At 63.6% G+C, this 21,771-nt stretch carries 22 protein-coding genes and 1 pseudogene; 12 read left to right on the top strand and 11 right to left on the bottom strand.

Features of this window, described 5'->3' with window-relative positions; genetic code table 11:
- Positions 1-75: 75 nt before the first annotated feature.
- The 3 genes from AC07Y0_RS10420 to AC07Y0_RS10410 form a co-directional block, all read right to left on the bottom strand.
- A complete protein-coding gene (locus AC07Y0_RS10420; protein ID WP_498676953.1) occupies positions 76-327 on the bottom strand; it encodes a BrnA antitoxin family protein in 252 nt (83 codons plus the stop codon).
- The gene (locus AC07Y0_RS10415) at positions 281-586 is read right to left on the bottom strand and encodes a BrnT family toxin (protein WP_498676951.1); all 306 of its coding nucleotides are present in this window, start codon (positions 584-586) and stop codon (positions 281-283) included. The genes AC07Y0_RS10420 and AC07Y0_RS10415 overlap by 47 nt, the downstream gene beginning before the upstream one ends.
- A gap of 68 nt (positions 587-654) precedes the next feature.
- A complete protein-coding gene (locus AC07Y0_RS10410) occupies positions 655-912 on the bottom strand; it encodes a YjhX family toxin (protein ID WP_498676949.1) in 258 nt (85 codons plus the stop codon).
- 427 nt (positions 913-1,339) lie between these two features.
- On the opposite strand from AC07Y0_RS10410, the gene AC07Y0_RS10405 reads away from it, so the two are divergent.
- On the top strand, positions 1,340-1,849 hold the full coding sequence (locus AC07Y0_RS10405; RefSeq protein WP_498676947.1) for a GNAT family N-acetyltransferase: 510 nt from the start codon (positions 1,340-1,342) through the stop codon (positions 1,847-1,849).
- Here the strand turns inward: AC07Y0_RS10405 and AC07Y0_RS10400 are convergent.
- Positions 1,846-2,178 carry a DUF1294 domain-containing protein gene (locus tag AC07Y0_RS10400; RefSeq protein WP_498676946.1) on the bottom strand — a complete coding sequence of 111 codons (333 nt, stop codon included), beginning with the start codon at positions 2,176-2,178 and terminating at the stop codon, positions 1,846-1,848. The two genes, AC07Y0_RS10405 and AC07Y0_RS10400, sit on opposite strands and share 4 nt — an antisense overlap.
- A 138-nt stretch (positions 2,179-2,316) precedes the next feature.
- Here AC07Y0_RS10400 and gatB point away from each other — a divergent pair, with 138 nt between their 5' ends.
- Together gatB and AC07Y0_RS10390 are read left to right on the top strand one after the other, a co-directional pair.
- Positions 2,317-3,822 carry an Asp-tRNA(Asn)/Glu-tRNA(Gln) amidotransferase subunit GatB gene (gene gatB, locus AC07Y0_RS10395; protein ID WP_498676945.1) on the top strand — a complete coding sequence of 502 codons (1,506 nt, stop codon included), beginning with the start codon at positions 2,317-2,319 and terminating at the stop codon, positions 3,820-3,822.
- A 4-nt stretch (positions 3,823-3,826) separates the two neighbouring features.
- On the top strand, positions 3,827-4,324 hold the full coding sequence (locus tag AC07Y0_RS10390) for a GNAT family N-acetyltransferase (protein ID WP_498676943.1): 498 nt from the start codon (positions 3,827-3,829) through the stop codon (positions 4,322-4,324).
- Between the two features lie 26 nt (positions 4,325-4,350).
- On the opposite strand, the gene AC07Y0_RS10385 is transcribed toward AC07Y0_RS10390, so the two are convergent.
- Positions 4,351-4,788, bottom strand: coding sequence for a hypothetical protein (locus tag AC07Y0_RS10385; RefSeq protein WP_498676940.1), 438 nt, complete (start codon positions 4,786-4,788; stop codon positions 4,351-4,353).
- Positions 4,789-4,846: 58 nt separating this feature from the next.
- Between AC07Y0_RS10385 and AC07Y0_RS10380 the strand changes: the two genes are divergently transcribed.
- From AC07Y0_RS10380 to AC07Y0_RS10365, 4 genes and pseudogenes are all read left to right on the top strand, one after another.
- Positions 4,847-5,314 carry a GNAT family N-acetyltransferase gene (locus AC07Y0_RS10380; RefSeq protein WP_498676938.1) on the top strand — a complete coding sequence of 156 codons (468 nt, stop codon included), beginning with the start codon at positions 4,847-4,849 and terminating at the stop codon, positions 5,312-5,314.
- Positions 5,315-5,418: 104 nt separating this feature from the next.
- Positions 5,419-5,817, top strand: coding sequence for an NADH:ubiquinone oxidoreductase subunit NDUFA12 (locus tag AC07Y0_RS10375; protein ID WP_498676937.1), 399 nt, complete (start codon positions 5,419-5,421; stop codon positions 5,815-5,817).
- A 136-nt stretch (positions 5,818-5,953) separates the two neighbouring features.
- A pseudogene (locus tag AC07Y0_RS10370) lies at positions 5,954-6,334 on the top strand (DUF2155 domain-containing protein); the annotation flags it as partial.
- A gap of 496 nt (positions 6,335-6,830) precedes the next feature.
- On the top strand, positions 6,831-7,070 hold the full coding sequence (locus AC07Y0_RS10365) for a hypothetical protein (RefSeq protein WP_454745539.1): 240 nt from the start codon (positions 6,831-6,833) through the stop codon (positions 7,068-7,070).
- A 47-nt stretch (positions 7,071-7,117) separates the two neighbouring features.
- Here the strand turns inward: AC07Y0_RS10365 and aat are convergent, their stop codons facing one another.
- The 5 genes from aat to AC07Y0_RS10340 form a co-directional block, all read right to left on the bottom strand.
- Entirely contained in the window at positions 7,118-7,732 is a 615-nt protein-coding gene (gene aat, locus AC07Y0_RS10360; RefSeq protein ID WP_498676935.1) for a leucyl/phenylalanyl-tRNA--protein transferase, read from the bottom strand.
- A gap of 12 nt (positions 7,733-7,744) precedes the next feature.
- Positions 7,745-9,091 carry an acetyl-CoA carboxylase biotin carboxylase subunit gene (gene accC / locus AC07Y0_RS10355; RefSeq protein WP_498676933.1) on the bottom strand — a complete coding sequence of 449 codons (1,347 nt, stop codon included), beginning with the start codon at positions 9,089-9,091 and terminating at the stop codon, positions 7,745-7,747.
- Between the two features lie 4 nt (positions 9,092-9,095).
- Entirely contained in the window at positions 9,096-9,566 is a 471-nt protein-coding gene (gene accB, locus AC07Y0_RS10350) for an acetyl-CoA carboxylase biotin carboxyl carrier protein (RefSeq protein WP_028735920.1), read from the bottom strand.
- 22 nt (positions 9,567-9,588) lie between these two features.
- Positions 9,589-10,026 (bottom strand): type II 3-dehydroquinate dehydratase, encoded by a 438-nt coding sequence (gene aroQ, locus AC07Y0_RS10345; RefSeq protein WP_028735919.1) that lies wholly within the window; start codon positions 10,024-10,026, stop codon positions 9,589-9,591.
- A 129-nt stretch (positions 10,027-10,155) separates the two neighbouring features.
- Positions 10,156-10,917: a DsbA family protein gene (locus AC07Y0_RS10340; RefSeq protein ID WP_498676931.1), complete on the bottom strand. Its 762-nt coding sequence runs from the start codon at positions 10,915-10,917 to the stop codon at positions 10,156-10,158.
- 205 nt (positions 10,918-11,122) lie between these two features.
- Between AC07Y0_RS10340 and AC07Y0_RS10335 the strand changes: the two genes are divergently transcribed.
- A complete protein-coding gene (locus AC07Y0_RS10335; RefSeq protein WP_498680210.1) occupies positions 11,123-12,280 on the top strand; it encodes a pyridoxal phosphate-dependent aminotransferase in 1,158 nt (385 codons plus the stop codon).
- A gap of 115 nt (positions 12,281-12,395) precedes the next feature.
- The gene (locus tag AC07Y0_RS10330) at positions 12,396-12,956 is read left to right on the top strand and encodes a GNAT family N-acetyltransferase (protein WP_498676929.1); all 561 of its coding nucleotides are present in this window, start codon (positions 12,396-12,398) and stop codon (positions 12,954-12,956) included.
- 88 nt (positions 12,957-13,044) lie between these two features.
- Here AC07Y0_RS10330 and AC07Y0_RS10325 read toward each other — a convergent pair whose 3' ends face one another.
- On the bottom strand, positions 13,045-15,909 hold the full coding sequence (locus AC07Y0_RS10325) for an Rne/Rng family ribonuclease (protein WP_498676926.1): 2,865 nt from the start codon (positions 15,907-15,909) through the stop codon (positions 13,045-13,047).
- Between the two features lie 682 nt (positions 15,910-16,591).
- Between AC07Y0_RS10325 and AC07Y0_RS10320 the strand changes: the two genes are divergently transcribed.
- From AC07Y0_RS10320 to prfB, 3 genes are all read left to right on the top strand, one after another.
- Positions 16,592-17,872 (top strand): N-acetylmuramoyl-L-alanine amidase, encoded by a 1,281-nt coding sequence (locus tag AC07Y0_RS10320; RefSeq protein ID WP_498680209.1) that lies wholly within the window; start codon positions 16,592-16,594, stop codon positions 17,870-17,872.
- Positions 17,873-18,063: 191 nt separating this feature from the next.
- Entirely contained in the window at positions 18,064-20,511 is a 2,448-nt protein-coding gene (locus tag AC07Y0_RS10315; RefSeq protein WP_498676924.1) for a penicillin-binding protein 1A, read from the top strand.
- A gap of 100 nt (positions 20,512-20,611) precedes the next feature.
- A protein-coding gene (gene prfB, locus AC07Y0_RS10310) for a peptide chain release factor 2 (RefSeq protein ID WP_454745548.1) occupies positions 20,612-21,740 on the top strand; the annotation gives its coding sequence in 2 pieces (ribosomal slippage) (positions 20,612-20,680 and positions 20,682-21,740; 1,128 coding nt in all).
- Positions 21,741-21,771: the final 31 nt, after the last annotated feature.

Here is a 21,771-nt window from a genome sequence, read left to right as displayed (position 1 = left end):
TTCACCTCTGCTTCAAGCAACAGCGGCGCCGAGAGGCGCCGTTTTTCGTTCGGGTTCATTGCGAGAGGGCGGGACCTAGGGCTTCTGCGACAGCATGTAGGCCTTCAGCACCGCGTTCATATGCGTCTGGTAGCCCTTGCCTTGGCCGCGAAACCAGTCCAGCACGTCGGCATCGATCCGGATGGTGATCTGCCGCTTGTCCGCCGCCGGCCTCACAAGTTTCGCCTTTTCGAAGAAGGCTTCGTCCAGTTCCGGAATATCGCTGTAGTCGATCTGCTTGTCAGATCGAGACGCCAGTTCCTTCAGTCTTGTCTGCGAGATGGGCATGATAGCGCATCCTTTCCCTTCTGTTCGCAAGCCGAGCCGAAATGATACGGATCGAGCCGCTTCTATCCGTGTGAACGACGACGACGATGACCAGCGACGCGATGGCGCCGATGCTGATGATCCGCTCCTCGCCATAGTCGAAACGCTCGTCCTTCGCGCTGAAGACCGACCCGTCGAAGATCAGGCAGGCTTCCTCAAAAGAGATGCCGTGCTTCTGACGATTGATCCTGTTCTTCGTCTCGTCCCATTCGAAACTCATGACGTAGTGTAACTACAAATGTAATGTCTGACAACGGCAGGAGATCCCTGCCGTTGTCAGAGTTTTCCTCACCTATTGTCCGGCTGTGACCTGACCAGCACCAGGCCGCGTTCGGTGATGCGGTAGGGGTGGCCGCCGGAGGACTTGATCGCCTTCTTCTGCTTCAGCTTGCGGAAGGCGATGATGTCGAGGCCGCCGAACACCCAGCCTTCGCGGGTGAAGAGCTGGATCTTCTCGATCTTTCGATTCTCGTCACGGGTGAGTTCGATCCGCCCGCCCTGGGCGAGCAGGTGGAGGATGCGCTGTTCGGCGCGGGAGATGTCCATGGTGTCGATCCGGATAAGCGCTCTGGGGCGAGCGCACAAAAACGATACCGGCGCCGCATAGGCGTCGGGGCTTCGCTTTTTTCGGGCCCAAGCGCGCGGATCGTGACGATCGCGGGCTGGGGCCTTTACCGGGTCTCCGACTGACGGAACATCCACACTCCATAGGTTGCGACCTGAAAATGGGCGTGAGGCGCGTTCAGGTCAAGCGTCGCAGGCTGCGGCATGACGTCGTCTCCGGCCGGCGTGTCGAATCGGTCACAGCGCGGATCCGGCCGCAGCCGGAACGCTGTCGCGGCGGGGCTCTCCATCGAGGTGGAGATAACCGGCTGAAAACAATAGGCAATATTCGGCGGTTTCAGGGGTGCCTGCTCCGGGCTGGAAAAACCTCGGCTGCGATGGTCTACTACCGTCGAAAGATGGGGTGCCGATGATCACCATTCGCAATGCGCGCCGCGACGAAGCGGATCTCCTCGCCGCCATCGGCTTTCGCGCCTGGGAAAAGGCGATGATCCCCGTCGGCGAGACGAAGACCATGGTCGAGGGCGCCCGGTCCGCCTTTCTCAACTTCACCCGCTCGGGATGGCTGACGATCTCGGTGATCGAGTTGAACGGTCAGCCCGCCGGGTGGGCGGCACGCGAGGAGCTCGACGAGAACATCACCGACTTCTGGATCGATCCGGATTTCCAGGGGCAGGGCCTGGGCACCGCGCTGCTCGAGGAGATCGAAAAGGAGATCCTGCACCAGGGCTTCACCAAGGCGAGCCTGCAGACCCATGCCAAGAACGAGGAGGCGGTGCGCTTCTTCGAGAAGCATGGCTATGCGGTGCACTGGCTGACGATCGCCTACAATCCCAAGCTCGATCGCGACGTCCAGTCGGTCGGCCTGTCGAAGCGGCTGGCCGCGCCGGTCTCTCCCGCCTACGGCCAGGAGTTCTAGCGGCCCGCAAGGGCCTGAACGCCGGCTCTTATGGCTGCAAGGGCTGCCTCCGGGGCCAGCAGTATGGTGAGGCCAAGAAACATCTGCAACACGAACAGGGCAGGCAGCACCACATGGAAGGGTGGTTTTCGCGTCTTGTGGCGCAAGAGCCGCTGGCCGACGAATGCGCCAATCCCGCCGCCGAGGACTGCCAGCCAGAGCAGGGTGGATTCCCGCACCCGCCAATCGCCGTTGCGCGCTGCCGCCTTGTCGAAGGCGTAGACGCCAAAGACGACGACATTGTAGAGCGCGGCGATCGCCACAAGGATGGGCAGGTTTGCAGAGGTCATGCGCACCAGCCTAGCCGCTGCCGTTTAACGTTTTGTGCGCGGCCGGAGCCATGGGCGCGAACCGCACAAGCCTTGCGCCACCGCCGCATTTGTTCTACCTCACGGGCTTGAGAAATCCACGCATGACACGAGCAGCCGATGACCCTTGTTGACACCCGCACGCCCGATCCGAAACGTTTTATCCCCGGCGCCACCGGTGACTGGGAGATCGTCATCGGCATGGAAGTCCACGCCCAGGTGACGAGCAATTCCAAGCTGTTTTCGGGCGCCTCGACGACCTTCGGCAATGCGCCGAACTCCAACGTGTCGCTGGTCGATGCCGCCATGCCCGGCATGCTGCCCGTGATCAACGAGGAATGCGTGGCCCAGGCCGTGCGCACCGGTCTCGGCCTGAAAGCCCAGATCAACAAGCGCTCGATTTTCGACCGCAAGAACTATTTCTATCCCGACCTGCCGCAGGGCTACCAGATCTCGCAGTTCAAGGATCCGATCGTCGGCGAGGGCAAGATCATCATCTCGCTCGGCCCTGACCGCCAGGGCAATTTCGAGGATATCGAGATCGGCATCGAGCGCCTGCATCTGGAGCAGGATGCCGGCAAGTCGATGCACGACCAGCACCCGACCATGTCCTATGTCGACCTCAACCGCTCCGGCGTCGCCCTGATGGAAATCGTCTCCAAGCCCGACATGCGGTCATCGGACGAAGCCAAGGCCTACATGACCAAGCTGCGCTCGATCGTGCGCTATCTCGGCACCTGCGACGGCAACATGGACGAGGGCTCGATGCGCGCCGACGTCAACGTCTCCGTGCGCAAGCCGGGCGGCGAGTTCGGCACGCGCTGCGAGATCAAGAACGTCAACTCGATCCGCTTCATCGGCCAGGCGATCGAGTATGAAGCCCGTCGCCAGATCGTCATCCTCGAGGACGGCGGCTCGATCGACCAGGAAACCCGCCTCTTCGATCCGGGCAAGGGCGAGACGCGCTCGATGCGCTCCAAGGAAGATGCGCACGACTACCGCTACTTCCCCGATCCGGACCTGCTGCCGCTGGAATTCGACGACGCCTTCGTCGAGGCACTGAAGAAGGACCTGCCGGAACTGCCGGACGACAAGAAGGCTCGTTTCGTCCGCGATCTCGGCCTCTCGGTCTACGACGCCTCCGTGCTCGTCTCGGAAAAGGCAATCGCCGATTACTTCGAGGCCGTGGCCGAGGGCCGTGATGGCAAGACGGCGGCGAACTGGGTCATCAACGACCTGCTGGGCGCCTTGAACAAAGCCGGCAAAACCATTGAAGAGACTCCGGTTTCGCCCGCCCAGCTCGGCGGCATCATCGACCTCATCAAGGCCGAGACCATTTCCGGCAAGATCGCCAAGGATCTGTTCGAAATCGTCTTCAACGAGGGCGGCGACCCGGCCGAGATCGTCGAGAGCCGCGGCATGAAGCAGGTCACCGACACCGGCGCCATCGAGAGGGCCGTCGACGAGATCATCGCCGCCAACCCGGATCAGGTCGCCAAGGTGCTCGCCAAGCCGACGCTGGCCGGCTGGTTCGTCGGCCAGGTGATGAAGGCGACCGGCGGCAAGGCCAACCCCCAGGCCGTCCAGGCGCTGGTCAAGGCCAAGCTCGGCATCGTCGAGGAATAAGGTCTTGTTCTTCGTCCGCACCGCCGGCCCGCAGGATGTGGAAGCGCTCCGCACCCTGCTGTCGGAGACCTTCCACGCCACGTATGACCCGTTCTACGGCGAGGCGAAGGTGCGCGAGTTGGTCGATGCCTGGCATTCGCTTGCGGCGCTGAAAGCCCGCATCGGCAAGAAGGGTGGCGAGTTCCTCGTGGCGGACGATGGCAGACAGCTCGGCGGCATGGCCTATGCGGCCATGTCGACGAAGATGGCCAAGACCGCCTTCCTGCACCAGCTCTACGTCAGGCCCTCGTGCCAGCGCATGGGCATCGGCCGCGATCTCTTCGCCGAACTCGAAACCTGCTTTCCCGATGCCGAGATCATGCGGCTGGAGGTCGAGCCGCGCAACACCGCGGCCGTCGCCTTCTATCAGGAACACGGCTTCGTGGAGGTCGACCGCACGACGAGCTGCGGCGGGCCGGACAGCGGCCTGCCGGCGATCATCATGGAGAAGCGGCTGGGCTGAGCGGCTACCCTTCGGGCCGCCTGCCGTCAGTTGTCCATCGGCACTTCTTCCGAATTTCCGTCTTCGTCATAGATCAGAACCGGCGTGCATTCGACCAGATAGGGCCTCTTGATGTTGTCGCAGGCGACCTTTGCCGCGGCAAGCGCCAGTTCCTTGCTGTCCCAGCCGCAGTAGTATTCGTGCCAGTGCGGCCCTTCCGACGACTGCATGAAGACGTCGACGCTGAAGCGCGCCGGGAAACAGTAGGCCGCCTCCAGGCAGTCCTCGTCCGTGCCTCCGCCGTCGACGCACTGCTTTTTGGCGCAGTCGAAGGCGGTTGCGGCATCCTTGCCGGTGCAGACCCCGCTCGACATCTCCGGCGCCTGGACGAAGGCGATGCCCTGTCGTCCGCCCTCCTGGGCCATCGCTCCCGTGGCCGGAAGCGTGATGGCGAAAATAAGCGTGCAAAACCCTCTCACTGTCATACGGTCCTCCTGCATACTCCCTAAACCTCCCGGTGAGTAACGCGCGGAAGGGAAAATTATGCAAGCACCGGCGATCATCATCAGGCAGGCCCGCGAGGAGGACGTCGCGGCGATCGTCGCGATCCTGGCCTCCGACGACATCGGCGGTCATGGCGACACCACCGACGAGGCCGCCCGAGCAGACTATCTGGATGCCTTTCGCACGCTGCGGCAGACGCCGCGCGAAACCCTCTATGTCGCCGAATGTGACGGGGAGATCGTCGGCACGTTCCAGACCCTGCTGACGACGACGCTGACCGGGCGTGGCGCAACCTCGATGATCGTCGAAGCGGTGCAGACGCGGGCCGATATGCGGGGCCGCGGCATAGGCAGCCAGATGATCGGCTTCTGCCTGGAGGAGGCAAGGCGGCTCGGCCTGCGCCAGGTGCAACTGACCTCGAATGCCGCCCGCACGGATGCGCATCGCTTCTACGAACGGCTGGGTTTTGCCAAGAGCCATTTCGGCTTCAAGTACAAGCTGAAATGACGGCCGCAGCGCGGCGAATCACTGGACAACCGGCCACCGAGGCGGCATAAGCGGAGAACGATGACAAGCCGGCGGCCGCCAAGGCCCGGAGCCAAGGACGAGACATGAAGCAGCTTCTGTTGGAACTTTTCACCTGGTGGAACGGTCAGACCATGGGCACGCGTTTCTTCACCTGGCGCAAGGGCACGAAGGTCGGCGAAGACCAGTTCGGCAATATCTATTACGAGGGCGGCACCACCACCTTCGGCCTGCCGCGCCGCTGGGTCATCTACAAGGGCTATGCCGACGCCTCGACCATTCCGGCCGGCTGGCACGGCTGGATGCACCATCGCACCGACGTTCCCCCGTCCAAGGAAGACTACAAGGCCGCCGAATGGCAGAAGCCGCACCGCGCCAACGCGACCGGCACGCCGAACGCCTATCGGCCCCAGGGCTCGATCGCCGCGACCGGCGAACGTCCCCGCGTCACCGGCGACTACGACGCCTGGACCCCCGGCAACTGACACCCGATTTGGCCACAATTCGGTTCTAGGGCCTCTGTGTGGAGGCCGCTCTGATCGCGGCGCCCGCATAATCGAAGGCTGGAGAATGGCAGACATGAAGCGTATCGGGCGTGGCTCTACCCTTGCTGTGATGGGCATGGCGGCATTGGCCGCGTCTGCCGCCGCAATGGTCGGAGCGGGTCCTGCTCGCGCCGAGCGGATTTCCAATCCCGTCGCAGAATTCGCCGGCATCGACAAGATTACTGGCCGCATCACCTCCTTCGACGTCTATATCGACGAGACGGTCCAGTTCGGCGCCCTCCAGGTCACGCCGAAGGTCTGCTATTCCCGCGACGAGACCGAGGCGCAGAAGATCGACGCCTTCATCGAGGTTGACGAGATCACTCTCGACCGCAAGATCCGCCGCATCTTTTCCGGCTGGATGTTCGCCGACAGCCCGGCGCTCAATGCCGTCGAGCATGCGATCTACGACGTCTGGCTGACCGGCTGCAAGCAGTCCTCCGACGTGCCGGCCCCGAAGGGCGTCAAGGCTGCTCATCCGGCGCCGGTACCGGTCACCGAGACCTCCCAGAAGCCCGTCGAGGCACCGCAACCTGCCCAAGGCGGAGAACCCCAGCCGACGGGCGCGCCGGATCAGGCCGCCCCTGACGGGAGCGCGCCGGTCGCCGTCCCTCCGCTCGCTGCGCCGCAGGAAATACCGGATGACGTCACCGGCGAAGGCTTGCCGCCGCTCGACCTTCCGCCGGCGGGCGAAGAAGTGCCACAGGAGCAGCCCGAGCCACCGGTGCAAGGGATAAAGCCGGGAAGCGTGGGGCTGTTCTGACGTCCTGACTCGCATGGGGCGTCAGACGAAGGCGACGTGCGATAGCGCCACAAGCTCTTGCAGCAAGCGCGCAAAGACCAATTAAATCACATATTTCCGCAATTCGGCTCATCCGCACGGCGCAATGAGAAGCGGCGCTTGACATTGTCTCTGAATGGGAACATTCAGAGAACGAACAGGAGTTGCGACCATGGCCCTTTCTGAAAAATTCATCGTCTTGCCGTTCAAGAAGAACCGCGGCAACCTGGTTCCCGGCGAGATGCGCCAGGCCTCCAATGCAATGTCTGCCGAGAAGATCGCCACCGCCATGTCGACGCGCCATATCGGCGTCGCCGCCTATTCGGTGCAGGTGGACGAGGAAAGCGGCGACATGTCGAGCCCGCGCCTGCTGATCCAGTTCGGCGAAACCGCCGATCTCAATGCCGCCTAGCCTGTCTCCAAAGACTGCCGGATCTTGCCAGTCGCCTGAGGCGTGGATCAGAACGGCAGCGTCCCGCTGTCCATCGCCCTGTCGAGCAGTTTCAGATAGTCCTGCTTGGGAACGTCGATCGCGCCGAAGGTCTTGAGGTGCTCGGTGGTGAACTGCGTGTCGAGCAGGGTGAAGCCGCGCATCTTCAATCGTTCGACCAGATGCACCAGGCAGATCTTCGAGGCATTGGTGCGCCGGGAAAACATGCTCTCGCCGAAGAAGGCCGAGCCGAGCGATACGCCGTAGAGCCCGCCCACCAGCGCATCGCCTTCCCAGGCTTCGACCGAATGGGCGTGGCCCAGTTTATGCAGCGCCCCGTAGAGTTCCTTGATGGTGTCGTTGATCCAGGTGCTCGGCCGGTCTTCGGCTTCCTCCGCACACTTCTCCACGACGGCGTCGAAGGCCGTGTCGAAGCGGATGTCGAAAGGCTTCTTGCGCACCGCCTTGGCGAGGCTCTTGGATATGTGGAAAGCATCGAGCGGCAGGATGCCGCGCATTTCCGGTTCGACCCAGAAGATCTCCGGGTCGTCGGCGGCATCCGACATCGGGAAGAGCCCGATGGAATAGGCGCGCAGCAGGAGTTCCGGGGTTATCCTCTGGTCCCTGCTGCGGCGCCCTGCCATGTCCGTCTCACCTCACGGTGCAGTCCTGGCCAGATAGTCTTCCAGCCAGTGGATGTCGTAGTCGCCGTTGGCGATGTCCTGGTTGGCCACCAGGTCCTGGAACAGCGGCAGCGTCGTCTTGATGCCGTCCACGACGAACTCGTCGAGCACGCGGCGCAGCCGCATCATGCATTCGACGCGGGTGCGGCCGTGCACGATCAGCTTGCCGATCAGGCTGTCGTAGTAGGGCGGGATCTTGTAGCCGGCATAGGCGCCGCTGTCGACGCGAACGCCAAGGCCGCCCGGCGCGTGGAAATGCGTGATCGTGCCCGGCGAGGGAACGAAGGTGCGCGGATCCTCGGCATTGATGCGGCATTCGATGGCGTGGCCGGAAAACGTGATCTCGTCCTGCGTGACCGAGAGGCCGCCGCCGGAGGCGACGCGGATCTGCTCGTGCACCAGGTCGATGCCGGTGATGGCTTCGGTGATCGGATGCTCGACCTGCAGGCGGGTGTTCATTTCGATGAAATAGAACTCGCCGTTTTCGTAGAGGAATTCGATCGTGCCGGCGCCCCGGTACTTCATCTTCTTCATCGCGTCGGCGCAGATCTGGCCGATCTTCATGCGCTGCTCGACGTTGAGGGCAGGGGAGTTGGCCTCTTCCCAGACCTTCTGGTGGCGCCGCTGCAGCGAGCAGTCGCGCTCGCCGAGATGGATCGCATTGCCTTCTCCGTCACCGACCACCTGCACTTCGATATGGCGCGGATGGCCGAGATATTTCTCCATGTAGACCGCGTCATTGCCGAACGCGGCGAGCGCCTCGGAGCGGGCGGTCGAAACGGCCTCCTCGAGTTCGGTCTCGTTCTTGGCCACCTTCATGCCGCGGCCCCCGCCACCGGCGGTCGCCTTGATGAGGACCGGGAAACCGATCTGGCGGGCGATCTCCATCGCATTTTCCGGAAGCACTTCGCCGGCGGAACCCGGAACGACCGGAATGCCGAGTTCGACGGCGGTCTTCTTCGCGGTGATCTTGTCGCCCATCAGGCGGATATGCTCGGCGGTCGGCCCGATGAAGGTAATGCCGTGGGCGTCGAGGATGTCGGCGAACTTGGCGTTTTCCGACAGGAAGCCGTAGCCGGGATGGACGGCGTCGGCGCCGGTAATTTCGCACGCCGCGACGATCTGATGGATGTTCAGATAGCTGTCGCGCGACGGCGGCGGACCGATGCAGACACTTTCGTCGGCAAGGCGCACATGCATCGCGTCGGCATCAGCCGTCGAGTGCACGGCAACGGTGGCGATACCGAGTTCCTTGCAGGCGCGAAGCACCCGGAGCGCGATTTCGCCGCGATTGGCGATGAGGATCTTGGAGATTGTCATCGGCTTACTCGATGACGATCAGAGGCTCGCCGTACTCGACCGGGCGACCGTCTTCGACGACAATTTCGACAACCTTGCCGGAGCGCGGCGCCGGAATCTGGTTCATGGTCTTCATGGCTTCGATGATCAGCAGCGTCTGGCCTTCCTTGACGATCGAGCCGACCTCGACGAACGGGCGCGAGCCCGGGGCCGGTGCGAGATAGACCGTGCCGACCATCGGCGCGGTCAGCGTATTGGCGAGGTTGCGCGTCGGTTCGGCGGCGACCACTGCAGCCGCAGCCGGTGCTGCTGCCTGAGGGGCGGCGAACTGCTGGTAGGCCATCTGCGGCATCGCCATCATCTGCGGCGCGGCGCGCGACACGCGGATGCGGATGTCGTCCTGCTCGACCTCGATCTCGCTGAGATCCGTGTCGTTGAGGATGTTTGCCAGATCACGGATCAGCGCCTGATCGATTCCCGATTTCTTGTCAGCCATGGAAAGGGGTCCTGTATTCTTGTTATTGCGTGATGTTCTTCAGCGCGTGAAGCGCCAGGATGTAGCTGTGAGGGCCGAAGCCGCAAATCATGCCCTTGGTGGCGGGGGCGATCACCGACTTGTGGCGAAACTCTTCCCGCGCATGGATGTTGGAGATGTGCACCTCGACGACCGGAACGCCGATCGCGCGGATGGCGTCGTGCAGTGCGATCGATGTATGCGTATAGGCACCGGCATTGATCGCCACGCCCACCGACTTCTCGCCGGCCTCGTGCAGCCAGTCGACCAGCACGCCCTCGTGGTTGGTTTGACGGAAGTCCACCGAAAAGCCGAGTTCCGCGCCGGCAGCCGTGCAATCGGCCTCGATGTCGGCGAGCGTCTTGCCGCCGTAGATCCCCGGCTCGCGTTTGCCGAGCGCGTTGAGATTGGGGCCGTTCAGGACGAAAAGGATCTTGCTCATCTGCGGTTCCGTCGACTTTCAACCGCCTCCTATAGACCGGCGAGGCCGCAAGGGAAAGCCCTTTGCGGCCCGGGTGCCGTTCGTTCCCCGGAAAATGAGGAGCAAGGTTAAGCGCGGCGTGTTGCGCCTTTAGCAGACCGTCTGGCCGCAGGTGCGGACATTGGCAAGCTTCTGGCCGATCGCCTCGGAGCCGATGGCGCCGAACACGGCCTCGTTGCCGACGATGTAGGAGGGCGTGCCGGTGATGCCGAGGCTGGTCGCCAGCTGGTAGGCCTCCTTGACCGACGCGTCGTTCGGGCTTTCCGCCATCTTGGCGCGGATCTGCTCTTCGGTCACGCCGAGGGAGGAGGCGACTTCGAGCGCGCTCTCCTCGCCGGCGCGGCCTTCGGCGCCCAGCAGGGCCCGGTGGAAATCGCCGTACTTTTCGGGCGCGATCTTGCGGAAGGCGTCCGAGACCTTGTGGGCCGCTTCGGATTCCGGTCCGAGGATCGGGAATTCCTTCAGCACGAAGCGCACGTTCTTGTCCTTGGCCAGGATCTCGTCCATGTCCGAGAGGGCGCGCTTGCAGTAGCCGCAATTGTAGTCGAAGAATTCGACGATCGTTACGTCGCCCTTCGGATTGCCGAGCGAGAGGTCGTATTCCGAGGCAAACAGTGCCTCCTTGTTGTCCTTGACGGCGGCCGAGGCCTGCTGCAGGCGCGCGTCCTGCTGCTTCTTCTCGAGCGCATCCTGGACGTCGAGCATGATCTCCGGATTGGCGATCAGATATTCCTTGATGAAGGCGCCGAGCTCCTTCTTCTGCGCGTCGTCGAGCGCACCGGCCGACGTGGGCAGAGCCACCGGCAGGAGCACCAGGGCGGTCGCGGCGAGCTTCCTGAAATTCAAGGCCATGTCTTTCCTCTTGCATGCTGTCCGCCAGGGCGGATGTCGTGTGGATGGCCGCAGCCATCCGAAACCGTTGATTTGCTCTAGCGTATCGGCAGCGAGCGGCAAGTGGAATCGGAAAAATGGCCGCAGCGAAGCGCTCTCGCCATTGTGATGACTGCAATAATGCGGCAATTGTCGGGCGACGTTTATCGACCGGAGAGAGTTGTTGGTGGTTTCCCTTTCAAGACGCAGCGCAGTCGAACCCTTTCACGCCATGGACCTGCTGGCGGAGGCGACGCGGCGGCGCAATGCCGGAAAACCGGTGATCTCCATGGCGGTCGGCCAGCCGGGCCACCCGGCCCCGGAAGCGGCCCTTGCCGCAGCGCGCGCGGCGCTCGGCCATGGCCGGATCGGCTATACCGATGCGCTCGGCCTTGCCGAGCTTCGGGCCAAGCTCGCCGACTATTACCGTCGGCGGCACGGAGTTGCCGTGGATCCGGCCCGCGTTGTCGTCACCACCGGCTCCTCGGCCGGCTTCAACCTGGCCTTCCTCGCGCTCTTCGATCCCGGCGACGCCGTGGCGATCGCGAGACCCGGCTATCCGGCCTATCGCGCCATCCTTTCGGCGCTCGGCCTCAAGGTGATCGAGGTGCCGGTCAATGCCGAAACCCAGTTCACGCTGACCCCGGAGAGCCTCGAGGCAGCACAAGCAAGCGCAGGCCTGCGCCTCAAGGGCGTGCTTTTGGCAAGCCCCGCCAACCCGACCGGCACGGTAACCGGGCGTGCACAGCTGATGGCGGTCTACGACTATTGCCAGGGGCAGGGCATTACGCTCATCTCCGACGAGATCTATCATGGCCTCACCTATGCCGGCGAGGAGGCGACCGCGCTGGAGATCGGCGACGAGACGATCGTTATCAACTCCTTCTCCAAATACTATTGCATGACCGGCTGGCGCATCGGCTGGATGGTCGTTCCCGACCATATCGTCCGGCCGCTCGAATGCCTGGCCCAGAGCCTCTACATCTCCGCCCCGGAACTCTCGCAGATCGCGGCGATCGCCGCGCTCGACGCCGAAGAGGAGCTGGAGCACTACAAGGCCAGTTGCCGCAGGAACCGCGACTTCCTGATGGCCAGGCTGCCCGAACTCGGCCTGCCGCTGCTCTCGCCGATGGACGGGGCCTTCTATGCCTATGTCGATGCCAGCCGCTATACCAATGACAGCATGGGGTTTGCCCGGCGCATGCTGGCCGAAATCGACGTGGCGACGACGCCCGGCATGGACTTCGACCCGGTCGACGGTCACCGGGCGCTCCGCATTTCCTATGCCGGCACCTATGCCGAAATGGTCGAGGCGACCGATCGCATGGCCCGCTGGCTGCTGTGAATAACGATTCCGGAACAAGGCCCTGGCGGCGTTTCCGGAATCATTCTGGCAAGGCGTTGAATCAGAGTGTGAACGCGGCCCGGGCGCAAGGACGGGCTGCTTGGAAGGCTCCAGCATGTCCAGAACGAAAACCCAACCGCCTTTCGGCCAGACGCCCGAACTGCTGACGCCGCGGATACTCATGCGCGGCCACCGGGCGGGGGATTTCGACGCCATGCTCCGCCTGTGGAGCGACGAGCGTGTCGTCCGGCACATCCTGGGGCGTCCCTCGACGCCGTCGGAAACCTGGACGCGGCTCCTGCGCTATGTCGGCCACTGGCAGGTGCTGGGCTTCGGCTATTGGGCGATCGAGGACAGGGCGACCGGCGCCTTTCTCGGCGAGGTCGGGTTCGCCGACTACAAGCGCGACATTCAGCCGAGCCTCGACGGCGTGCCCGAAGCGGGCTGGGTGATCGCCCCGGAGGCGCAGGGGAAGGGGCTTGCGACGGAAGCGCTGGCCGCGGCCCTGGCCTGGGCGGACGCCAACTTCTTCGATCCGAGGACCACATGCATCATGGCACCGCAACACGCGGCATCAATCCGTGTCGCAACGAAGAACGGCTTTGCCGAACGCGGTCTCGCGACCTTCATGAACGAGCCGACGCTGGTCATGGAACGGTTCCGCCCCAACGGTTGAGCCCGGCGACACCATCGACCACCGACCGCCCAGAAAAAAAGGCCGCGTAAAACGCGGCCTTTGTCTTGTCCTGGTGCTAAGGGGCTTCTCAGAAGAAGCCGCGCTTCTGCCACCAACCGCCCTTTTTCGGCTTCGTCGGCTCGTCATCGCCGTCCGCCGCTGTCTTGACCGACGTCACGACCGGTTCGGAGGAGGAGACATTCGACTGGCGATTGGCGCGGGCCGGCTTGGCCTCTTCGGTAGCTTCAACCTCGGCTTCCGCTTCCGCTTCTGCAGGTGCCGCGACCTCTTCCACGACCGGTGCGGCTGCGGGAGTCTCCACCTTGGCCTCGACCTTGGCGACCGGCTCGGCGGCGATTACCGGCTCCTCGACGGGAGACACGGCGACCTTGGCCTTGCGGCTGCGGCGCGGCTTGGGCTGAACGACTTCGTCGGCGGATTCGATCGCCGCCATGGCAGCCGGTTCAACCGCGACGGCCTGTTCGGCGATGTCCTCGATCAGAGCGGCTTCGGTATCGCTGTCGTCGCCTTCGCCTTCGTCGCCTTCTGCGGATGCTTCGGCACCGATCTCGGAGCCTTCTTCGCCCGGACGGCTGCGGCGGCCGCCACGCTTGCCGCGACGGCGGCGCTTGCGCTTCTGGCCGTCTTCGCCGACGGTTTCGTCCTGCTCGCGGGCTTCGCCGGAGGTTTCGACGGCGCCGTCTTCGTCGCCCTCTTCGCCTTCGTCTTCGTCGCCTTCGGCCTCACCGTCAGCGCCGGCCTGCACGCCGTTGACGGGCTGGCCGTTCTTGTTGCGCCGGCGGCGACGACGCTTGCGCTTGCGGTTCTGCTCGTCGCTGTTGGCGGCGGCGGCTGCCGGCTGGGCGGCCGGTGCTGCTGCGATGATTTCTTCTTCTTCCTCGTCCTCCTCGACCTCGGGGACGTATTCGTCCTCCTCGATCGGGGGAAGCAGCTGCATCAGGCTCTCGATCTTCACCGGATTGGCCACGGGCTCGCCGCGGTCGATGCCGAAGTGCTGGGAGCCGACGGAAATATCGCTGTCGATGACGATGGCGACGCCGAAGCGCTGCTCATAGTCGACGATCGTGCCGCGCTTCTGGTTGAGAATGTAGAGCGCCGTTTCCGGCGTCGTGCGAACCGTGATGTCGTGGGTCGTGTTCTTCAGCAGGTATTCTTCGATACCGCGCAGGACGTGCAGGGCAACCGAGGACTGCGAACGGATCAGGCCCGTGCCGCCGCAATGCGGGCAAAGCTGGGTCGTCGATTCGAGAACCGAAGCGCGAATGCGCTGGCGCGACATTTCGAGCAGGCCGAAATGCGAGATCCGGCCGACCTGGATGCGGGCGCGGTCGTTCTTCAGACAATCCTTGAGCTTCTTCTCGACGGAACGGTTGTTGCGCTTCTCCTCCATGTCGATGAAGTCGATGACGATCAGGCCGGCAAGGTCGCGCAGGCGCAGCTGGCGGGCAACCTCTTCGGCGGCTTCCAGATTGGTCTGGAGCGCGGTGTCCTCGATCGAGTATTCGCGGGTCGAGCGGCCGGAGTTGACGTCGATCGCCACCAGCGCTTCGGTCTGGTTGATGATGATGTAGCCGCCGGACTTCAGCGTCACCTGCGGTTGCAGCATCTTGTCGAGCTGGCCTTCGATGCCGGAGCGCGAGAAGATCGGGTGCAGGTCGCGATAGGGCTGAACCACCTTGGCGTGGCTCGGCATCAGCATCTTCATGAAGTCTTTCGCTTCGCGATAGCCTTCCTCGCCGGCGACGACGATCTCGGAGATGTCCTTGTTGTAGAGGTCGCGGATCGAGCGCTTGATCAGCGAGCCTTCTTCATAGACGAGGCACGGCGCGGTGGAGTTCAGCGTCAGGGTCCGGACGTTTTCCCACAGGCGCATCAGGTATTCGAAGTCGCGCTTGATCTCGACCTTGGTGCGGTTGGCGCCGGCCGTGCGCAGGATCACGCCCATGCCGAGCGGCACTTCGAGACCGCGGGCGATTTCCTTCAGGCGCTTGCGGTCGGCCGGATTGGTGATCTTGCGGGAAATGCCGCCGCCACGCGCCGTGTTCGGCATCAGCACCGAATAGCGGCCGGCGAGCGACAGGTAGGTGGTGAGCGCTGCGCCCTTGTTGCCGCGTTCTTCCTTGGCGACCTGCACGAGCAGGATCTGGCGGCGCTTGATGACTTCCTGGATGCGGTACTGCTTGCGCGGCTTGCGCACGATCCGGTCCGGAACCTCTTCCATGGCGTCTTCGGCGCCGACAGATTCGATTTCTTCCTTCTCTTCGATGTGGTCGTCGTCATCGTCGAAATCGTCGTCGCGGCCGCGGCGTCCGCCGGCATCCTCGGAGATCTCGTCGTCGGTCTCGAACAGGGCGGCCATGTCGCCCTTGCCGTCATCGTCGATGGCCTCGGCGGCTTCGGAAACCTGTTCTTCCGTTTCGGCCGTCTTCTTGGCGCGCGGCTTGCGGGCGCGCTTCGGCTTGGTCTTGGGGGCTTCCTCGGCGGGCGCTGCTTCTTCGGAGGCGGCTTCGACCGGCGCTTCGCTCGAAGCTTCGGCTTCCGGCTCTGCCGTTTCGTCCGGCGCGACGCCGACGTCGGGCTGTTCCTGCTTGGCCAGATCGACCGTCGGTGCCTCGTCGCCGTCGGCTTCGTCTTCGCGACGATGTTCCTCGGCTTCGGCGCTCAAGAGCGCCTGTCGGTCGGCATAGGGGATCTGGTAATAGTCGGGATGAATTTCGGCGAAGGCCAGGAAGCCGTGGCGATTGCCGCCGTAGTCGACGAAGGCGGCCTGCAGCGAGGGTTCGACCCGCGTTACCTTCGCCAGATAGATATTGCCGCGTATCTGCTTCTTGTGCTGGGACTCGAAATCGAATTCTTCGATACGGTTACCGCGTACGACGACAACGCGCGTCTCTTCTTCGTGAGACGCGTCGATCAACATTCTGTCTGCCATTTAAGCTGTGCTCCTCGGCGTCGCCAGGAAGGAGTTCACTCGCTCGCTTTGCTTTGGTGCGGGTGATGCCTTGGGGGCTTGGCGCCGGATATAAATGTTCCCGCCCGGTGGGGTGCGCTGGCAGCACTTGAACGGCTGTCGGGGTGCTTGAAAAGCCCGATCCGCCAAACGTGTTCAAGATCAACTGCAATGACATCAAAGACCGAACGAAAACGACAATGACCTAGGCCCCTGAGGACCCGATGAGTGCTCTTTTGAGCATGCGGTGGAAACCACCAGTTGCGTTTGCCGGCCGAGCCGGCGTGTTAAACAAGTTTCAGGAAAAAAAGCGGAGACGGCGGATGAAGATCCGACAAGCTAGGCGCCAAGTCCTTGAAGAGGTTGGCAGCCGTGGCGGTCATTCTATCCCGTTGGCACTTTTAACCCTCATCTGCCTTGTATGTTTTCTGCGTGACAATAGCAAGGGGAAACGAAATTATGCCATAATATCGATTGATTAGCGGGGTTTGACATGGAAACCCGATTCTCGGTCGAAAGTGGCGGTTGTGCCGATTTGGCACAGGCCGGCTAGACAAAAGCCGCCGGTTTTCGCTCGAACGGGACTGATTTCATGCATGATCGGCGCGATGGCGGCGGAAAAATGGCGATCGCCGGCGATTCGACACGGGGAAGCGACTTGGATATGAACCTGTCTCGTTCGGGACATCGGCCTCGCCCGGGGCTGAAATATGCACGAATCGCTGTTGCGCTGCTGCTGGCGGTTGCGGGGGGCTCGGTCAATGCCGCATCGGCCGTCGAAGACGCCCCGGTGGCTCCGGCCGATCCTCTTGCCGCCTATGCCGCGCGCATCGTCGGCGACCGGGCCCGCACCCGGATCGTCCTGGAATTCGACCGCAAGCCCGAGATCGCCGTGCGCTACATCGGCAAGCCCGACCGGATCGTCGTGGACCTTCCCTCGACCGTCTTCACCTTTCCCCAGGACGATCTTCAGCCGAAGGGGCTGTTCCGCGACATCCGCTACGGATCGATGGATGCTGACTCGGCAAGACTGGTGCTGACGGCCGAGCGGCCGGCCCGGCTGGTGGTGAGCGACGTCATGGCCAACGAAGGCGGCGAAGGCTATCGCCTCGTGCTCGACGCCGAAATGGTCTCGCAGCAGGATTTCGAAAAGCTGGTGCAAGACCAGACCTGGACGACTGCCGCCGCCGATGCAAGCTCAGGCGTACAGCGCGGCGATCGGCTCGTGCAATCCGCGCCGGATGCGTCGGGCGCTTTCGTCATCGCCATCGACGCCGGGCATGGCGGCATCGACGCCGGTGCGGCGGGAGCGGCGACCAAGACGCCCGAGAAGGAAATCACGCTCGCCTTTGCCAAGGCGCTGGCCGAACGCTTGAAGGGCGAGGCCGGGGTCGAGGCCTTCCTCGTGCGGGAAGGCGACGAGTTCCTGTCGCTTTCCGAGCGCGTCACCATTGCCCGGCAGCGCGGGGCGAACCTGCTGGTTTCCTTCCATGCCGACACGCTGCGCCAGAACAATATCCGGGGCGCCACCGTCTACACCATCTCCGACAAGGCATCGGACCGCATGGCCGAGGACCTCGCCGAGCGCGAAAACCTCTCGGATGCTGTGGGCGGCGTCAGTCTCTCCACCGAACCGGCCGAGGTTTCCGACATCCTGCTCGACCTGACCCGCCGGGAAACCCAGGCCTTCTCTGTCTCCATGGCCGATTCCGTGGTCAAGTCCTTCGAGGGGCAGGTGCAACTGATCAACAATCCGCACCGTTATGCCGGCTTCCGGGTGCTGCAGGCCCATGACGTGCCGTCGATCCTGCTCGAGCTCGGATTCCTGTCCAACAAGGACGACGAGAAACTCCTGCTCGACCCGGCCTGGCGCGTGAAGATCGCCGACCTGCTGGCGGCGGCGATCAAGCGCTATCGCGTGCCGGTCGTCGCCAATGGCGGCTGATCGCCTGCGCGCGCCCGGCCGCGTGGGCCGTGCATAACATAAAGACGGCCCTATTTTCCTCACAATCGGGCGGTTACTCCGAACGGGGCCGCTTGTGTCTTGCCAAGGGCGGCATGACGTGCAAAACGCCACGCTATGTGCGATGTTCGCCCATTGCGCGCTGAACCGAAAGCATTGCCGGTAGCTCGAACATGATCAGACTGATTGGTTATCTCTTCGGACTCGCGTCCGTTCTGGCCCTCGGCGTGGCGGTGGTCGTCGCCGTCTATCTGAACGGGGTCTCGAAGGATCTGCCGGACTACGCGGTGCTGTCGAGCTATGCGCCGCCGGTCACGACGCGCATCCACGCCGGCAATGGCGCGCTGATGGCCGAATATGCCCGCGAACGGCGGCTCTTCCTGCCGATCCAGGCGATACCGGACCGCGTCAAGGCGGCGTTTCTTTCGGCCGAAGACAAGAACTTCTACAATCACCCCGGCGTCGACATCTATGGCCTCGGCCGCGCCATCCTGGTCAACGTTCAGAACCTCGGTTCCGGCCGCCGCCCGGTCGGCGCCTCGACCATCACCCAGCAGGTGGCCAAGAACTTCCTCCTGTCCTCCGACCAGACGATCGACCGCAAGGTCAAGGAAGCGATCCTGTCCTTCCGCATCGAGCAGACCTATTCGAAAGACAAGATCCTCGAACTCTATCTCAACGAGATCTTCTTCGGCATGAATGCCTACGGCATTGCTGGCGCGGCACTCACCTATTTCGACAAGTCGGTGACGGAACTGACCATCGCTGAAACCGCCTATCTGGCCGCCCTGCCGAAGGGCCCGTCCAACTACCATCCGTTCCGCCACACCGAGGCCGCGATCGAGCGCCGCAACTGGGTCATCGACCGCATGGTGGAGAATGGCTTCGTCGTGAAGGCTGACGGAGAGGAAGCCAAGAAGCAGCCGCTCGGCGTAACTGGCCGCCGCACCGGCTCTTATCTCTTCGCCTCCGACTATTTCGCCGAAGAGGTCCGCCGCCAGATCATCGAGAAATACGGCGACAAGTCGCTCTATGAAGGCGGCCTGTCGGTGCGCACCTCGCTCGATCCGCAGATGCAGATCTTCGCCCGCAAGGCGCTTCAGGACGGGTTGATCACCTACGACCAGCGCCGCGGCTACCGTGGGCCGGTGGCGAAGATCTCCGCCTCGGGCGACTGGGGCGTCGAACTCGCCAAGGTCGATGCCTTGAGCGATGTGCCGGAGTGGAAGCTTGCCGTCGTGCTCGCCGTATCGCCCTCGCGCGTCGACATCGGCCTGCAGCCCGCCAAGGAGGCCGGCGGCAAGGTCGTCGCCGAACGCGAGACCGCGACCATCGCGGCTGACGACATGGATTGGGCCTACCGCTCCGCCGCAGGCGACCGCAAGACGGCGAAGTCGCCGGAAGGCGTGCTGGCGCCGGGCGACGTCGTCTATGTCGAGAAGAAGGACGAGGGCGGCTACCGGCTGCGCCAGCCGCCGAAGGTGCAGGGCGGTCTCGTCGCCATGGACCCGCATACCGGCCGCGTGCTCGCCATGGTCGGCGGCTTCTCCTATGCCCAGTCCGAATTCAACCGTGCCACGCAGGCCATGCGCCAACCCGGTTCGTCCTTCAAGCCCTTCGTCTACGCCGCGGCGCTCGACAACGGCTATACCCCGGCTTCGGTCATCATGGACGCCCCGATCGAGTTCGTCTCGGGCGGCCAGGTCTGGCGGCCGCAGAACTACGGCGGCGGCTCGGCCGGCCCGTCCACCCTTCGTCTCGGCATCGAGAAGTCGCGCAACCTGATGACGGTGCGCCTGGCCAACGACATGGGCATGAACCTTGTCGCCGAATATGCCGAACGCTTCGGCATCTACGACAAGATGAACCCGGTGCTCGCCATGTCGCTCGGCTCGGGCGAGACGACCGTGCTGCGCATGGTTTCCGCCTATGCAGTGCTGGCGAATGGCGGCAAGCAGATCAAGCCGACGCTCATCGACCGAATCCAGGACCGTTACGGCAAGACCATCTTCCGCCATGAGGAACGCGTCTGCGAAGGCTGCAACGCCAATGGCTGGGACGGCCAGGAAGAGCCCACCATCGTCGACAATCGCGAGCAGGTCCTCGACCCGATGACCGCCTACCAGATCACCTCGATCATGGAAGGCGTGGTTACCCGCGGCACCGCCGCCGGCAAGATCAAGCTCGACCGGCCGACCGCCGGCAAGACGGGCACGACCAACGACGAAAAGGACGCCTGGTTCGTCGGCTATACGCCCGATCTCGTTGCCGGCCTCTATATCGGTTTCGACAATCCCGCACCGCTCGGCCGAGGCGCGACCGGCGGCTCGATGTCGGCGCCGATCTTCAACGAATTCATGCAGGACGCCGTGGCCGGTACGCCTCCGGGCAAGTTCCGCCTGCCGGAAGGCATGAGCCTCATCCCGATCAACCGCAAGACCGGCATGTATGCGGCCGAGGGCGATCCGGACACCATCATCGAGGCCTTCAAGCCCGGCACCGGCCCCGCCGACACCTTCTCCGTCATCGGCATGGAGGGCTATGTCGCGCCCGAGGAAATCCTCAGGGAATCGCCGCAGGCCAACCAGGCCGTGACGTCGGGCGCCGGCGGCCTGTTCTGACATCCAGCTGCTGTTCAATGCGCGCGGCCGCCCCTTTACATCGGGGGCGGCCGCAACTAATTGACGAACCAGTTTTAGACCGAGGTGAAGATCAACCACGATGCGTAATGAAATCGAGAATGTAGTCGACGAAATCAAGCAGGCCATAAGCCTGCTGAGGAGGCATCTTTGACTGGGATCAGGCTGTAAGGCGACTGGACTGGTTGAACAACAAGGCAGAGGATCCCAACCTCTGGAACGATGCCGCCGAGGCCCAGAAGCTGATGCGCGAGCGCCAGCAGCTGGATGACAGCATCAATGGCGTCAAGCGCCTCGAACGGCAGATGACCGACAACATCGAGCTGATCGAGATGGGCGAGGAAGAGGGCGACGAGTCGGTCGTCCGCGAAGCCGAGGAGGCGCTGAAGGCGCTGAAGGCCGAGTCCGGCCGCCTGCAGGTGGAAGCCATGCTGTCCGGCGAGGCCGACGGCAACGACACCTATCTCGAAGTCCATTCCGGCGCCGGCGGCACCGAGAGCCAGGACTGGGCCAACATGCTGTTGCGCATGTATATCCGCTGGGCCGAGAAGCAGGGCTTCAAGGTCGAGGTGATGGAAGTCCACGACGGCGAAGAAGCCGGCATCAAGTCCGCGACCATCCACGTCAAGGGCCACAATGCCTATGGCTGGCTGAAGACCGAATCGGGCGTGCACCGTCTCGTGCGCATTTCGCCCTATGACAGCAATGCCCGCCGCCACACGTCCTTCTCGTCGGTCTGGGTCTACCCCGTCGTCGACGACTCGATCAACATCGAGATCAACGAAAGCGACTGCCGCATCGACACCTATCGTTCGTCGGGCGCCGGCGGCCAGCACGTCAACACGACCGACTCGGCGGTGCGCATCACGCATATCCCGACCGGCATCGTGGTCGCCTGCCAGCAGGAGCGGTCGCAGCACAAGAACAAGGCCAAGGCCTGGGAAATGCTGCGCGCCCGCATGTACGAGGCGGAATTGATGAAGCGCGAAGCGGCAGCCAATGCCGAAGCCGCCTCCAAGACCGACATCGGCTGGGGCCACCAGATCCGCTCCTACGTCCTGCAGCCCTACCAGCTGGTGAAGGACCTGCGTACCGGCGTCGAGAGCACCGATCCGGATACGGTCCTGAACGGCGGCCTGAACGAGTTCATGGAAGCAGCGCTCGCCCACCGCATCAGCGGCAGCGCCGATTCGGTCAGCGACATCGACTGATCGGGTCCAGACAAACGAACTTCAGAGAAAC

It is taken from the genome of Allorhizobium sp. GW101-3B10, from assembly GCF_059424725.1.
This window is presented reverse-complemented; position numbering and strand designations above follow the sequence as displayed.